This is a genomic window from Allobosea sp. (assembly GCF_035944895.1).
GTDB lineage: Bacteria > Pseudomonadota > Alphaproteobacteria > Rhizobiales > Beijerinckiaceae > Allobosea.
On the sequence record NZ_DASZAT010000006.1, the window covers coordinates 130,703 to 145,995 of the forward strand.

12 protein-coding genes are annotated in these 15,293 nt (G+C 67.2%); 5 read left to right on the top strand and 7 right to left on the bottom strand.

Going from position 1 to position 15,293, the window contains the following annotated elements:
- The first annotated feature begins 88 nt into the window (after positions 1-88).
- The 4 genes from VGV58_RS09190 (at position 89) to VGV58_RS09205 (ending at position 4,492) form a co-directional block, all read left to right on the top strand.
- Complete coding sequence (locus tag VGV58_RS09190; RefSeq protein WP_326873715.1) at positions 89-1,201, top strand: DUF2865 domain-containing protein; 1,113 nt, start codon at positions 89-91, stop codon at positions 1,199-1,201.
- Between the two features lie 125 nt (positions 1,202-1,326).
- Entirely contained in the window at positions 1,327-2,376 is a 1,050-nt protein-coding gene (locus tag VGV58_RS09195; protein WP_326873716.1) for an HpcH/HpaI aldolase/citrate lyase family protein, read from the top strand.
- Positions 2,377-2,492: 116 nt separating this feature from the next.
- A complete protein-coding gene (gene hspQ, locus VGV58_RS09200; protein WP_091829030.1) occupies positions 2,493-2,822 on the top strand; it encodes a heat shock protein HspQ in 330 nt (109 codons plus the stop codon).
- 50 nt (positions 2,823-2,872) lie between these two features.
- The gene (locus VGV58_RS09205) at positions 2,873-4,492 is read left to right on the top strand and encodes a phytoene desaturase family protein (protein WP_326873717.1); all 1,620 of its coding nucleotides are present in this window, start codon (positions 2,873-2,875) and stop codon (positions 4,490-4,492) included.
- 21 nt (positions 4,493-4,513) lie between these two features.
- On the opposite strand, the gene hflX is transcribed toward VGV58_RS09205, so the two are convergent.
- From hflX to dusB, 7 genes are all read right to left on the bottom strand, one after another.
- The gene (gene hflX / locus VGV58_RS09210) at positions 4,514-5,851 is read right to left on the bottom strand and encodes a GTPase HflX (RefSeq protein WP_326873718.1); all 1,338 of its coding nucleotides are present in this window, start codon (positions 5,849-5,851) and stop codon (positions 4,514-4,516) included.
- 80 nt (positions 5,852-5,931) lie between these two features.
- Complete coding sequence (gene hfq / locus VGV58_RS09215; RefSeq protein ID WP_057192822.1) at positions 5,932-6,180, bottom strand: RNA chaperone Hfq; 249 nt, start codon at positions 6,178-6,180, stop codon at positions 5,932-5,934.
- 196 nt (positions 6,181-6,376) lie between these two features.
- Positions 6,377-7,744 carry a nitrogen assimilation response regulator NtrX gene (gene ntrX, locus VGV58_RS09220; RefSeq protein ID WP_326873719.1) on the bottom strand — a complete coding sequence of 456 codons (1,368 nt, stop codon included), beginning with the start codon at positions 7,742-7,744 and terminating at the stop codon, positions 6,377-6,379.
- Positions 7,741-10,017 (bottom strand): sensor histidine kinase NtrY-like, encoded by a 2,277-nt coding sequence (locus tag VGV58_RS09225; RefSeq protein ID WP_326873720.1) that lies wholly within the window; start codon positions 10,015-10,017, stop codon positions 7,741-7,743. Before VGV58_RS09225 ends, ntrX begins: the two co-directional genes overlap by 4 nt.
- A 234-nt stretch (positions 10,018-10,251) precedes the next feature.
- Positions 10,252-11,706, bottom strand: a complete 1,455-nt coding sequence (ntrC, locus tag VGV58_RS09230) for a nitrogen regulation protein NR(I) (RefSeq protein WP_326873721.1) — start codon at positions 11,704-11,706, stop codon at positions 10,252-10,254.
- Between the two features lie 27 nt (positions 11,707-11,733).
- Positions 11,734-12,849: a two-component system sensor histidine kinase NtrB gene (locus VGV58_RS09235; protein ID WP_326874113.1), complete on the bottom strand. Its 1,116-nt coding sequence runs from the start codon at positions 12,847-12,849 to the stop codon at positions 11,734-11,736.
- A gap of 43 nt (positions 12,850-12,892) precedes the next feature.
- Positions 12,893-13,915: a tRNA dihydrouridine synthase DusB gene (dusB, locus tag VGV58_RS09240; RefSeq protein WP_326873722.1), complete on the bottom strand. Its 1,023-nt coding sequence runs from the start codon at positions 13,913-13,915 to the stop codon at positions 12,893-12,895.
- Positions 13,916-14,098: 183 nt separating this feature from the next.
- Between dusB and VGV58_RS09245 the strand changes: the two genes are divergently transcribed.
- Complete coding sequence (locus VGV58_RS09245; protein ID WP_326873723.1) at positions 14,099-15,292, top strand: bifunctional 2-C-methyl-D-erythritol 4-phosphate cytidylyltransferase/2-C-methyl-D-erythritol 2,4-cyclodiphosphate synthase; 1,194 nt, start codon at positions 14,099-14,101, stop codon at positions 15,290-15,292.
- The last annotated feature ends 1 nt before the right edge of the window (position 15,293 follow it).

Sequence of the window (15,293 nt, forward strand, 5' to 3'; positions counted from 1 at the left end):
CGCCCCGCCGGCCGTTGAGTCTTAACGAAAAGTAAACTAAGCCAATCCTGCGGCGGACAATGAACCAGCGAGCGATGGAGAGATCGCGGTGCTTCGTGTCCGTAATGTCGATTGCCTGCGTTCCGATCCTGTCCCGCCGACCGGTTCCAGTTCCTCGACAAAGGTGAATTCGGTTTCGCGCGGCCGCAACAGCGGCCTGCGTATGATCGCCATGGCCGGTGTCGGGCTCGCGCTCGGCGCGGGTGGCACGATCCTGACCGTCTCGCTGGTCCAGGCCGAGGACGATGCCGGTATCCGTGCCTTCTATCGCGAAGAAGCGGTCCGCAGGGCTGAGCGCGCGCCGCCACGGGCGACCTACGCCTCGGTTCCGGTGTCGGCCTATGCCCCGGCCCGCCACACCTGGTCCGTGCCCTTCTTCCAGCAGGCGCGCCCGGATGGCCGTCTCGCGCCGCCGCCGGTCGAGCTCAATCCGTTCAAGCCGGTTCGTGCTGCAGCCAGGCAGGCACAGCCGAAGCCGAAGCCGCCGGCGATCCGCTACGACACGGTGTCCGGCGCGGCCGACGTGACGCGCACCATCTGCGTGCGCCTCTGCGACGGCTTCCAGGCACCGATCGGCCATCTGCGCAGCCAGTCCGATCTCAGAGCGCATGAAGCGCTCTGCCAGGCCGCCAATCCCGGCGTGCCGGTCAAGGTCTTCAAGGTTGCGGCCGGCGCCGCCACGATCGACGACGCTGTGGCGAGCGACGGCAAGACCTATCGTGCGCTGCCGATGGCCTACGCTTATGAGCGCGGCGCCGATCCGGCCTGCCGGCCTGCCATCGCGACGGCGAAGGATCGCCGCGTCTCGTTGCTGCGCGACTTCACCTTGCGGCCGGGCGACAGCATTGTGCTCGACGGGCGGGTGCGGACCTTCACCGGCGGCAAATGGCCCTACACCACCGCCGATTTCCGCGATTTCCGCGGCGCGCCCGACCTGACGGCGAGCGACCGCCGCAAGATCGACGAAAAGGTCGGCATTTCGCATAAGGAAGCGCAGGTCCGCGCTCTGCGCCGGCAGATGCGGGTGCGCGAGGCCAGCCTGCACGATGACAACTACGCCAGCGACGCCGATACGCTCGGTCTGCGCGGCCTGCTCAGCCCACGTGATCCGATTGCCAATCCGCCGCGCGTCGTGCTGCACACGCCGTTCTCGCGGAACTGAATGGAGTGAAGGATAGTTATCCTAGGCTTTTCACCCTAGGATAATTCGCCTAAGCCCGTCGAAAGAGCGATGGACGACGCGCCGACCTTCCGGCACATTCGCTGCATTGCAGCATGGAGCCGAGCATGACCACCAAGACGCCGCGCCAGTTCTTCCGCCCGCTGGCGATCGGTGCGCCCGAGCCCTATCGCGAACTGCCGCTCCGGCTGGAGCGGATGATCCATTTCGTGCCCCCGCATCTGGAGAAGGTGCGCACCAAGGTTCCCGAGCTCGCCGGCCAGGTCGACATCGTGCTCGGCAACCTCGAGGACGCGATCCCGGTCGAGGCCAAGCAGGCGGCGCGCGACGGCTTCATCGAGCTGGCGAAGGCCACCGATTTCGGCGCGACCGGCCTGTGGACCCGCGTCAATGCTCTGAATTCGCCCTGGTTCCTCGACGACATCGCCGCGATCATGTCCGAGATCGGCGGCAAGCTCGACGTGGTCATGGTGCCGAAGGTCGAGGGGCCCTGGGACATCCACTATGTCGACCAGTTGCTGGCGCAGTACGAGGCGCGCCACGCCTTGCCCAAGCCGATCCTGATCCACGCCATCCTGGAGACCGCCGAGGGCGTGAAGAACGTCGACGCGATCGCCACCGCCTCCCCCCGCATGCATGGGATGAGCCTTGGCCCAGCGGACCTCGCCGCCTCGCGCGCGATGAAGACCACCCGCGTCGGCGGCGGCCACCCCGAATACAAGGTCATCGCTGACCCCGCGCCCGATGGCGGCCCGCGCGCGATCGCGCAGCAGGATCTTTGGCATTACACCCTCGCGAAGATGGTCGATGCCTGTGCCTCGGCCGGCCTGAAGCCCTTCTACGGCCCGTTCGGCGACTTCTCGGATGGAGCCGCCTGCGAGGCCCAGTTCCGCAACGCCTTCCTGCTTGGCTGCGCTGGCGCCTGGACGCTGCATCCCTCGCAGATCGAGATCGCCAAGCGCGTCTTCAGCCCTGATCCCGACGAGGTTTCCTTCGCCAGGCGCATCCTGGAGGCGATGCCGGACGGCTCGGGCGCGGTGATGATCGACGGCAAGATGCAGGACGACGCGACCTGGAAACAGGCCAAGGTCATCGTCGACCTCGCCCGGCAGGTGGCAGCGCGCGATCCGGCGCTGGCGGCGCGCTACGGTCTCTGAAGGATTAGCACCCGCGACATCCATGGATATTGACGCATTTGCGACGTAATCCTAGGTCAAGCGCAAGGGGCGGCGACATCGGTTGTGACGGGCCGGGTTTGGGCTGAACGAGGATCATGGAATCACGCACGGCGAAATTCCGCATCGGCGACGTTGTGCGCCATCGCGTCTACCCGTTCCGGGGCGTGATCTTCGATGTCGATCCGGTGTTCTCGAATTCGGACGAGTGGTGGCTGGCGATCCCGGAGCACCTGCGTCCGTCCAAGGACCAGCCCTTTTATCACCTCTTCGCCGAGAACGAGGAAACCGAGTACGTCGCCTATGTCTCGGAACAAAATCTCGTGATCGACGAGTCGGGCCAGCCGATCCGTCATCCGCAGGCGCGCGAATATTTCCGGCGCGACCGCAAGGGCAAGTACCGGCTCGACAAGGCCGAGCTGAACTGATCCGCCGAGTTTCCAATAGACGTGCTGCGTGCTGACGAAGGGGTGGTTTCGTGAGCACCAGCCATGCTGACATCGTCATTCTCGGTGGCGGCCATAACGGGCTCGTCTGCGCCTTCTATCTCGCCAAGGCCGGACTGAAGGTCATCGTGCTGGAGCGGCGTGCCGTGGCCGGCGGCGCGGCGGTCACCGAGGAGTTCCATCCCGGTTTCCGCAATTCCACGGCGAGCTACACGGTCAGCCTGCTCAATCCGCGCATCATTGCGGAGATGGAATTGGCCCGGCATGGGTTGCGTGTCGTCGAGCGACGCGTGGCCAACTTCCTGCCGCTGCCGGATGGACGCTATCTCGCTGCCGGCGAGGGACGCACGGAAGCGGAGGTGGCGAAGTTCTCCACCCGCGATGCGGAGCGGCTATCGGCCTATGGCGGGCGGCTGGAGCGGATCGCCGCCATGCTGCGCGATCTCGTGCTGCAGGCGCCGCCCAATCTCGGTGATGGCGGCTGGTTGGCCGCGCTGCCACAGATGCTGGATGCGGCCGCGCTCGGGCGGCGCATCGCCGGGTTCGACCAGTCCGCCCGGCGCGATCTCCTCGACCTATTCACCAAATCGGCCGGCGACTGGCTCGACGGCTGGTTCGAGAGCGATCCGGTCAAGGCGCTGTTCGGCTTCGACAGCATCGTCGGCAACTATGCCAGCCCCTATACGCCCGGCTCGGCCTATGTGCTGCTGCATCACGTCTTCGGCGAGGTCAACGGCAAGCGCGGCGCCTGGGGCCATGCGCTTGGCGGCATGGGCGCGATCACGCAGGCCATGGCGCGGGCCTGCGCGGAACAGGGCGTCGAGATCAGGCTGGAGACGCCGGTCGCGCAGGTGCTGAGCGAGAGGGGCCGCGCCGCCGGCGCCGTGACCGAGCAGGGCGATGTGGTGAGGGCGCGCGCCGTGGTCTCAAACCTACATCCGCGCCTGCTGTTCGAGCGGTTCGTCGACCCGGCGGTCGTCCCGGCCGACTTCAGCGAGCGCATCCGCCGCTATGCCTCGGGCTCCGGGACCTTCCGGATGAATCTGGCGCTGTCGGAGCTGCCGCGCTTTGCCTGCCTGCCGGAGCCGGGCGACCACCTGACCGCCGGCATCATCATCGCGCCGTCGCTCGGCTATATGGACCGCGCCCATGCGCAGGCACGGCTGTCGGGCTGGTCGAGCGAGCCGATCGTCGAGATGCTGATCCCCTCGACGCTTGACGACAGCCTCGCCCCGTCCGGACGGCATGTCGCCAGCCTGTTCTGCCAGCATGTCGCGCCGCAGCTGCCGGACGGCGAGAGCTGGGACAAGCATCGCGACACTGTTGCCGATCTGATGATCGACACCGTGGATCGCTACGCTCCGGGCTTCCGCGCCTCCATCATCGGCCGGCTGGCTCTGGCGCCGAGCGATCTGGAGGCGCGTTTCGGACTGGTTGGCGGCGATATCTTCCATGGCCGGCTGACGCTCGACCAGCTCTTCAGCGCCCGCCCGGTGCTCGGCCATGCCGATTATCGCATGCCGGTGCCGGGCCTCTATCTCTGCGGCTCCGGGGCCCATCCGGGGGGCGGCGTCACCGGCGCGCCGGGCCACAATGCAGCCCGCTCCGTGCTCGCCGACCTGAAGCCCCAGCGCTTCAGGCTGCGACCATAGCAAGCGTGACCGAACCCATCCTCAGGGATTGCTGCCGACGCGTTCAGCTTGCGGGAAACGTGCGCCGAAGGCCCCTTCCCGCTCCGGCGGTAGCCTGACCAGCAGGTCGAGCGTGCCGTCCTCGGCATCCTCGCGCTCAAGGATCTCGCCATTGGCGTGCAGCCAGGCCAGGGACTTGCCGTCGCCCGGTTCGAGCGTGAGCCGATAGACCGGCCGGGTGCGTGCGATGCGCCGCTCGATCGCATCGGTCAGCCGCTCCATGCCCTCGCCAGTCAGGGCAGAGACCAGAACCGGCCGCGAGGCGCCAGGTCTGAGCTCGGTCAGTGCCGCCTGGCGCTCGCGCTCGTCGCCCGAGAGCAGATCGGCCTTGTTCCAGACCTCGATGACGCGGTCGCCATCTTCCGGGTCGATGCCGAGATCGCGCAGGATTCCTTGCACGTCGGCGGCCTGGGCCTGCGTATCCTCATGCGAGACATCGCGGACATGCAACAGCACATCGGCCTCGATCGCGTCTTCCAGCGTGGCGCGGAAGGCAGCGACGAGCTGCGTCGGCAGGTCGGAGATGAAGCCGACCGTGTCCGAGAGCATGATCCTGGCGCCATGCGGCAGCTTCAGCGCCCGCGCCGTCGGGTCGAGCGTGGCGAAGAGCATGTCCTGCGCCAGCACTTCGGCCGAGGTCAGCCGGTTGAACAGCGTCGACTTGCCGGCATTGGTGTAGCCGACCAGCGCAACGACTGGATAGGGCACGCGCTTGCGGCTGGCGCGATGCAGCGAGCGAGTGCGCTTCACGCTGTCGAGCTCGCGCTCGATCTTGGTCATCCGTTCCTGGATGATGCGCCGGTCGGCCTCGATCTGGGTCTCGCCAGGGCCGCCAAGGAAGCCGAAGCCGCCGCGCTGGCGTTCCAGGTGGGTCCAGGAGCGTACGAGCCGGCTCTTCTGGTAGTTGAGATGGGCAAGCTCGACCTGCAGCGCGCCTTCGCGCGTGCGGGCGCGCCGGCCGAAGATCTCGAGGATCAGGCCGGTGCGGTCGATGACCTTGCAGCCGAAAGCCTTTTCAAGGTTGCGCTGCTGCACTGGCGACAGGGCGCAATCCATCACGACGAGGCCGATTTCCTCGATCTTGACGCGCTCGGCGAGCTCCTCGACCTTGCCCTTGCCGAGATAGGTCGCGGGCCGCAGCGCCGTCAGCACCACGGGGATTGCCTCGACGATCTGGAGATCGATGGCGCCAGCGAGGCCGAAGGCCTCGTCCAGCCGCGCCGCGTGGCTGCGCTGGTTCTCGTCGCCTGTGGCCGCCCGGCTGGCGGCGTGGCGCGCCAGATAGGGGCCGATCACAAAGGCGCGAGTGTCGGCGGCCAAGGCATGCTCGGCCGCGTCGATCGAAATCCCGATTGCGTTTCCGCTGCCCGTCGTCGGGCTACCGGCCTTGCCGCCCACGGTCAGGCCTTGTCCGTGTCCTCGGGCTCGAACAGCTGCACCGGGTGGCCCGGCATGATCGTCGAGATCGCGTGCTTGTAGACGAGCTGCGAATGCCCGTCGCGGCGCAGAAGAACGCAGAAATTATCGAACCAGGTGACGACGCCCTGCAGTTTGACGCCGTTCACGAGAAAGATGGTGAGGGGAATCTTCTGCTTGCGGACGTGATTGAGGAAGGTGTCCTGAAGATTTTGAGCCCGTTCGGCGGCCATGGGTAATCCCTGTTGTTGGGATCGCAATCGGTTTGCCCTTGCGATCCAGATCGTCCCGTTCGGCTTCGGCGCCAATCGCCGGGCCGTCGGAACACCGACACTCCATTAGATCGCGACCCGGCGAGAACGCGCAAGGGTTGCGGAACGTCAATTTCGGCCAGCCGCCTTGCGTGCAGTGCAACACGGTGGCTGGATTTCAGCCCACTCCGAGCGATTTCAGCTTACGGTGCAGGGCTGAACGCTCCATGCCGATGAACTCCGCTGTGCGCGAGATGTTTCCGGAGAAGCGGGCGATCTGCGCCATCAGATATTCGCGCTCGAAGATCTCGCGGGCATCGCGCAGCGGCAGGCTCATCAGCTTCTCGCCGCCCGAGCCGGAGGGCGTCGTCGGCACCATGGCGCCGACCTCGGCCGGCAGCATGTCGACCGTGATCTCCGCTGTCGGCTCGCCCTTGGTCAGGATCATCAGCCGCTCGACATTGTTGCGCAGCTCGCGGACATTGCCCGGCCATTCATGCGATTGCAGGATCGCCATGGCGTCACCGCCGATCCGGCGCTTGGGCAGGCCGCTCGCGACCGAGATCTGGTCCATGAAGAACTCGATCAGCTCGGGCACGTCCTCGCGCCGCTCCGACAGGGCCGGCACGCGGATCGGCACCACGCCGAGCCGGTGATAGAGATCCTCGCGCAATTGGCCGTCGGCGATCAGCTGGGCGAGGTCGCGGCTGCTGGACGAGATGATTCGGACGTCGACATGGACGCGGGTCGCGCCGCCGACGCGCTGGAAGTTCTGGTCGACCAGCACGCGCAGGATGCGGTTCTGCGTCTCGCGCGGCATGTCGCCGATCTCGTCGATGTAGAGCGTGCCGCCATGGGCCTCCTCGAGCGCGCCGACGCGGCGCGAGCGCCCGTCGCCGCCTTCGATGCCGAACAGTTCCTCTTCCATCGTCTCGGGCGTGATCGTCGCCGCGTTGATCACGACGAAGGGGCCGGCCGAGCGGGTCGAGGCGTCATGCAGGGTGCGCGCGGTCAGCTCCTTGCCGCAGCCCGGTTCGCCGGTGATCAGCACGCGGGCATTGGTCGGCGCAACGCGCTCCAGCGTCTGGCGCAGCTGGTTGACCGCGGTCGAGCGGCCGACGATGCGGCTGGCCTGGACCGAGCGGGTCTTGAGCTCGCGCACTTCGCGCCGCAGGCGCGACGCTTCCAGGGCTCGCTCGGCGACGAGCACGAGCCGGTCGGCCTTGAACGGCTTCTCTATGAAGTCGTAGGCGCCGCTCTTGATCGCCGAGACCGCTGTCTCGATGTTGCCGTGCCCGGAGATCATCACCACCGCGAGGTCGGGATGGCTCTCCTTGATCAGCTCCAGCACCTGCAACCCGTCGAGCCGGCTGCCTTGCAGCCAGATGTCGAGGAAGACGAGATTGGGCCGTCGTGCCGCGATCGCGGCCAACGCCTCGTCGGCGGAGCCCGCCTTGCGCGTCCGATAGCCTTCGTCCTCCAGGAGGCCGGCCACCAGTTCGCGGATATCGACCTCGTCGTCGACGACGAGAATGTCAGCACTCATGCCTTCGTCCCGTTCACTTGTCGTGTGGCGGAATCCGCCATGCTTTTGCCTGTGTCTGGTTTTTCTTCGCCGGTCGGCGGCGGTCCTGTCTCGATGAACCAGAGCCTGATGCGGGCGCCGCGGGCGCCGTCCGGACGGTCGAGCAATTCGATGCCGCCGCCATGGTCCTCGAGGATCTTGCCGACGATGGCGAGGCCGAGCCCGGTCCCGCCGTCACGGGTGGTCATGTAGGGCTCGAGCAGCTTCTGACGCTGGTCGGCCGGCAGGCCCTTGCCGTTGTCGAGGATGTCGATGACGATCCGGCCATCCTGTGTCCGTTCGAAACCGATCTCGATGCGGCCCTTGCCGCGCGCCTCGGCCGGCACGGCCTGGATCGCCTCGGTCGCGTTCTTGATGACGTTGGTCAGGGCCTGCGAGATCAGGCGCCGGTCGAAATGCGCCAGGACCGGAACCTCCGGCAGGTTGTCGGTGATGTCGATCTCGGGATTGCCGACCCGCATCAGGAAGGTGACCTGCCTTGCCGTCTCGACGATATCGTCCCGTGCCGGCGAGGGCTTGGGCATGCGGGCGAAGGATGAGAACTCGTCGACCATCCTGCGGATGTCCTCGACCTGGCGCACGATCGTCGCCGTGCACTGGTCGAAGATCTCCTTGTCGTCGACGATGATGCGGCCGAACTTGCGCCTTATGCGCTCGGCCGAGAGCTGGATCGGCGTCAGCGGGTTCTTGATCTCGTGGGCGATGCGGCGGGCGACGTCGGCCCAGGCGGCGGTGCGCTGTGCCGAGACGAGATCGGTGATGTCGTCGAGCGTCACGACCAGCCCGGCGCCGGCCCCCTCACCTTCGCGCGTCGCCCGGATGTTGAGCATGCGCTCGCGGCCACCGCGGGTGATCGCCGCCTGGCTGGAGCTCAGGCGCTGGCGATTGCCGAGTGCCTCGGAGACAAAGCCGGCGATCTCGGGAACGACACGTGCGACCGGTTCGCCGAGCAGCCGGCCGCCAGAGCCGAGCAGGGTCTCGGCCGAACGGTTGCTGAGCGTGATGTGCCCATCCTCGTCGATGCCGAGCACGCCGGAGGAGACGCCCGAGAGCACCGTCTCGGTGAAGCGCCTGCGCCGGTCGATCACCTCGCTTGCCGTGACCAGCCCATCACGCTGGCGGCGCAGTTCGGCGGTCATCTTGTTGAAGGTCTCGCCGAGATGGGCAAGATCCCCTTCCGCTCGTCGTATTGGTACCTGGACGTAGAAATTGCCGCTGGAAACCTGGTCGGTCGCGTGGATCATCCGCCGGATCGGGGCGACGAGGCCGTTGGCGAAATTGAGGCCGAGCCAGATCGCCGAGAGCAGCAGGATCACCGAGATCAGCGCATACATCGAGGCGAAGGCGATCTGCACGCCCTTCCGGCGCGCGTCGATGCCGAGATACTCGACCACGGCTCCGCGGGCGACGGCCGGGAACTCGACGGCGAGCGGATCGACCTCGCGGGCGACATAGAGGAAGGCGCCGTCATAGCTCGGCAGCTTCATCAGCGCGCCGAAGACCCGCCCCGCCGACGGCAGCACGCAGATCGGCTCCGGCGAGCTCTGTGCGTCCTCGAACGCGTCGGCATTGGGCTTGTGGGCGTCGCGCAGCACGTCGATATTGGCGCGGACGACGACGGTGTCCGGCGGTTTCATGATCCAGACCACCGGCAGGCCGAGCGCCGTGGCGCGCGCCGTCAGAAAGGTCTCGAACCAGCTCCGATCGGCGTCGTAGGCGGTCTTCGCCCGCCCGAGGTCGTCAGCGAGCAGCCGGATCTCGCGGCCGAGCGAGCGGCACTGCCCGGTCGTGTAGGCGTCGGCGACCTCGACGGACTTGAAGATCACGTCGCGCATCCGGTCGGAGAACCAGGGCTCGAGACCACGCTCCAGCGTCGCGGTCGCGATGATCGCGACGAGTACCGCAGGCAGCGCGGCAACGATGCTGAACAGGCTGACGATCCGCACATGCAGGCCGGCTGCTGCGACACCCTTGCGCCTGGCACGGATCAACACCGCCGCTTCGAAGGCGACGATGATCAGCAGGAGCAGGATCAGCAGGCCGTTGATGATGAAGACGCCGACCACGACCTCGTGGACGGGTGCGACCGGCGTCGCGCCCGAAAGCACGAGGAAGGTGGTGAGCGCCGAGACCAGCGCGAAGCCGACGACGAGCGCGCCGAGCCAGCCCGAGATCCGGCGTGGCGGGTCGTCGGTCCGGGGCGTCATGCGCATGTCGCCGGTCGAGGTGGTCAAGACGGGATCGGAGCTCCATTACCGCGGCGCTCCGTCACCGGAACCGCCGCACAGCGCACTGATGCGCCGCCGCAACGGTGTTGTCAAAATATGACAGATGCAAGGCAGCCACAGTGGCGGCCAGAGACCAGTCCGATCAGGTTGATTCAAGTCGATCGGTAAGTCCGTCTCCTACCTCGAGTTTCGGGACCGTTTTACGGATCGGCTTGCGGTGCAAGCTGATCGGAACGGGCTCTACCGCGGCGAGCGCATCACCTGCATATCGAGCTCGCGGATCTTCTTGCGCAGAGTGTTGCGATTAAGTCCCAGCAGCTCCGCGGCGCGAATCTGGTTGCCACGCGTTGCCGCCAGGGCGGCGGCGATCAGGGGCGGCTCGATCTCGCGCAGGATGCGGTGATAGAGGCCGGGCGGCGGGATCTGGTCGCCGAAACCGCCGAAATACTGGCCGAGATGGCGCTCGACAGAGCCTGACAGGGTTTCCGCCCGTTCCGGCGCGCTGCTGCCGTTCCCGGCTTGCAAGGGAGCGCCGGTCGCCGGCTGCAACTCGGCTTCGACGATCGGTGCTGTGATCGTCTCCTGCGGATAGAGCGCGGCCAGACGCCGCACCAGATTCTCCAGCTCGCGGACATTGCCGGGCCAGCGATAGCGCCGCAGCACGTCCATCGCTTCCGAATCGATCTGCTTGCGCGGCAGCCCCTCTTTCTCGACCATCGCGAAGAAATGACGGACGAGATCCGGAATGTCCTCGACGCGCTCGCGCAGCGGCGGCAGGCGGATCGGCACGACATTGAGGCGGAAGAACAGGTCCTCGCGGAACAGCCCGTGCGCGATCGAGATGCGCAGGTCCTTGTTGGTCGCGGCGACGATGCGGACATTGGTCTTGATCGGGGTGCGGCCGCCGACGGTGGTGTATTCGCCTTGCTGCAGCACCCGCAGCAGGCGCGTCTGAGCCTCCATCGGCATGTCGCCGATCTCGTCGAGGAAGAGCGTGCCGCCCTCGGCCTGCTCGAAGCGACCGGAGGAGCGGGTCAGCGCGCCGGTGAAGGCGCCCTTTTCATGGCCGAACAGTTCCGACTCGATCAGGTCCTTGGGGATCGCCGCCATGTTGATCGCGACGAAGGGGCCGTTGCGGCGCTTGCCGTAGTCGTGCAGGGCGCGGGCCACCAGCTCCTTGCCGGTGCCGGATTCGCCGTTGATCATCACGGTGAGATCGATCGGCATCAGCCGCGCCAAAGCGCGGTAGACGTCCTGCATCGCCGGCGAGCGGCCGACCAGCGGGATGTCCTCGGGCTCGGCGGCATGGCCACGCGGCGCATCGCCGCGCGGCCGCGACAGCGCCCGCCCGACGATGGCGACGAGTTCTTTCAGGTCGAAGGGCTTGGGTAGGTACTCATAGGCGCCGCGCTCGGACGCCTTGATCGCGGTCATGAAGGTGTTCTGCGCGCTCATCACGATGATCGGCAGCTCGGGCCGGACCCGCTTGATGCGCGGCAGAAGATCGAAGGCGTTGCCGTCCGGCATCACCACGTCGGTGATGATGAGGTCGCCCAGGCCCTGCGCCGCCCAGGTCCAGAGCGTCGCCGCCTGGCCGGTGGTGCGGACCTCGTAGCCGGCGCGGGCGAGCGCCTGGTTGAGGACGGTGCGGATCGCGGCGTCGTCGTCGGCGATGAGGATGTTACCCGTCGGCATGCGCTTTTTCCGTGTCCTACTCGTCTTTTACCCAACCTGAGACGGCTTCGCCTCGTGCAGGGGCAATCGAATGCGGAATGTCGTGCGTCGCGGCACGGATTCGCATTCGACGATTCCGCCGTGATCGCCGATCACCTTGGCAACGAGTGCAAGTCCAAGGCCACTTCCCTGCGCCTTGGTCGTGACGAAGGGATCGAACAGGAGTTGGTGCAGGTCGGGCGGCACGCCAGGCCCGTTGTCGCGGACGCCGATCTCGAGCGGCAGGGCGAGCCGGGCACCGGAGCCAGGCGCCTGCATGCGGATGCCCGGACGATAGGCTGTGGTCAGCGTGATCTCGCCGTCCATGGCATCCTGGCCGATTGCCTCGGCCGCGTTCTTGACCAGGTTGAGCAGCACCTGGACGAGCTGGTCGCGATTGCCGGCGACCGGGGGCAGCGACGGATCGTAGGCCTCGCTGAAGCGGATGTGTCGGGCAAAGCCCGACTGCGCCAGCCGCTTCACATGGTCGAGCACGTCGTGGACGTTGACCGGCCCGCGCTCGCTCGGACGCTCATCGCCGAACAATTCGACGCGTTCCACCAGCTTCACGATCCGGTCGGCCTCATCGCAGATCAACTGCGTCAGCAGGCGATCATCGTCGCCAACCGAAGCCTCGAGCAGTTGAGCCGCTCCGCGGATGCCGGAGAGCGGGTTCTTGATCTCATGCGCCAGCATGGCGCCCAGCGCCGTGATTGAGCGCGCTGCCCCTCTATGCGTCAATTGCCTGTCCATTTTTTCGGCAATTGTCCGTTCTTGCAGCAGAAGCACTACGGCATCGGGCTGGCTGGGCAGCAATGAGGCAAAGACGTCGACGATCCGGTCGAGGCCGAGCCGGGGCGAGGCAAGCTCGAGCCGGTACTCGCTGACACTGGCGCCACGGCGCTGCACCTCTTCGACCAGTCCCAGGACCGGGGAGCCGAAGGCGACGAGGTCATCGAGGCGCTGGCGCTTCAGGACAAGCGCGCTGGCCTGGAAGAAATCCTCGGCGGCGGTATTGGCATAGAGGATGCCATGCCCCTCCCCGATCACCAGCACGGGCATGGGCAGGACGTTCAGCGCCTGGATTTCGAGCAGGTCGGACAAGGGGTCGTGCCGCTCCTCCATACCGTCGTTGAACATCGCCATCGTCATGTGCGGACTTTCGTGGTCAGGCGGCGGCGCCGAGGCGGTCGCTTGAGAACAATTGCCCGAGCGCAGCGATCGCCCGCGCGGGCTCAGTGGTGGTGAGCAGCTCGCGGCGGGCGCTCTCGTCGGGCGCCAGCCCGCTGGCGAGCGCCTCGTCGGCATAGGCGGCAAGGTGCTTGCGGGCATGACGGACGCCGGATTCGCGCCCCATCAGCAACAGCAGACCCTCATAATGCTCGCGGGCGATGTCGTGCTTGGCGGCGAGCGAAATCTCCGCCGGCTCGCGGCCGGCGAGCGCGGCGCCGATCGCACCGGGCAGCCAGGGGCGGCCCATCGCGGCGCGCCCGACCATGACATAGTCGGCGCCCGACCGTTCCAGGCAGGATCGCGCCTGTGCCAGCGTCGCGATGTCGCCATTGGCGACCAGCGGGAACGTGCCCGCCGCGCGTACCGGACGGATTGCGCCCCAATCGGCCTGCCCCTTGTAGAATTGCTGGCGCGTGCGGCCATGTACGGTGATCGCGGCCGCACCGGCGACGACAGCCCGGCGCGCCAACTCCGGCGCGTTGCGACTGGCATCATCCCAGCCGAGCCGCATCTTGACCGTGACCGGCACCTTCACCGCCGCGACGACGGCCTCGACCAGGCCGACCGCATGGTCGAGATCGCGCATCAGCGCCGAGCCGGCCCAGCCGCCGACGACGCGCTTGGCCGGGCAGCCCATATTGATGTCGATAATATCTGCGCCCGACGCCTCGGCGACCTGCGCGGCTTCGGCGAGCCAGCGCGCCTCGCAGCCGGCGAGCTGGACGACATGTGGCGTGACGCCGGCGCCCTCGGCCCGCAGCCGCGCCTCCTCGCTGCCGCGAACGAGCTCGTCCGATGCGACCATCTCGGACACAACGAGCCCGGCGCCGAAACGCGCGGCGATCCGGCGCATGGCGAGATCGGTCACGCCCGACATCGGCGCGAGGAAGGCACGCGAGACCGGCAGCAGCCCGCCGATCGACACATTGGGCTCGCCCGAATTTGAGGCAGTTTCCATTTTGCCGATTTATTGGACAAATGGTGCGCCGCGCAAGAGAATTTCACGCCATGTTGCAATGCAATATCGGCATGCGCGGAAACAGATCCTCATCTCGCTTCTTGCTTTAGCGTGCTGATGGCTTGGCGGCAGGCCTTTGCCGTCCTATCAGCGAGGCCTCGTAATCCGGACCCAAGAGGATCGATGACACCGGCCGTCGCAGCCCTGATCGTTGCCGCCGGGCGCGGCCTGCGCGCCGGAGCCGAGGCTCCGAAGCAATACCGACGGCTCGGCGGTCTGCCTGTGCTGTGCCGTACGCTCGAGCCCTTCCTGGCTGAAGAGCGGATCGGCACCGTGCTGGTGGTGATCGGAGCGGGCGACGCCGCACGCTACGACGATGCGATAAACCATCTTCCGGAGGCGACCCGTACCCGGCTGACTGCACCCATCGAAGGCGGCGAGACCCGGCAAGATTCGGTTCGTGCAGGGCTGGAAGCGCTTGCAGCCGCGGGGTTCGCGGGCAGCGTGCTCGTGCATGACGCAGCCCGCCCCTTCGTCTCATCGGCCCTGATCGAACGGGCTCTTGCCGCGAGCGCAGAGCACACCGCCACGATTCCGGCGCTCGCGGTCACCGATACCGTCAAACGCGTCGATGCGTCAGGCCTGATCGACGAGACCCTGCCGCGTGAGCAGCTCGTTTCGGTGCAGACGCCGCAAGCCTTCGCCTTCCAGCCGCTCCTCGCCGCGCACCGGGCCGCCCATGCCGCCGGAGCCGGCGGCTTCACCGACGATTCCGCCATCATGGAATGGGCCGGTCACCGGGTCGCGACCTTCGCCGGAGATCCGATGAACCTGAAGCTGACTTATCCCGGCGATTTCAAACTGGCCGAGCAGCGCCTCGCCCGCCCGCTCGTCACCCGTACCGGCACCGGTTATGACGTCCATGCCTTCACCGAGGGCGACCATGTCTGGCTCGGCGGCATCCGCATCCCGCACAGCCGCGGCGTCACAGCTCACTCCGACGGAGACGTCGCCCTGCATGCGCTGACAGATGCCGTGCTAGGCGCCCTGGCCGATGGTGATATCGGTAGCCATTTCCCGCCGAGCGATCCGCAATGGCGCGGTGCCTCATCGGACCGTTTCCTCGCCTTCGCCGCCGAGCGCGTGCGGCAGCGCGGCGGCCGGATCGACCATCTCGACCTGACCATCGTCTGCGAGGGGCCAAAGGTCGGCCCGCATCGCGATGCCATCCGCGCCCGCATCGCCGAAATCGCAGGCCTACGCCTGGACCAGGTGGGCACCAAGGCGACAACGTCGGAGCGTCTTGGCTTTACCGGGCGTGGCGAGGGCCTTGCCGCGCTCGCCACGGCGACGATCCGCCTGCCGGAACCGGAGTGAG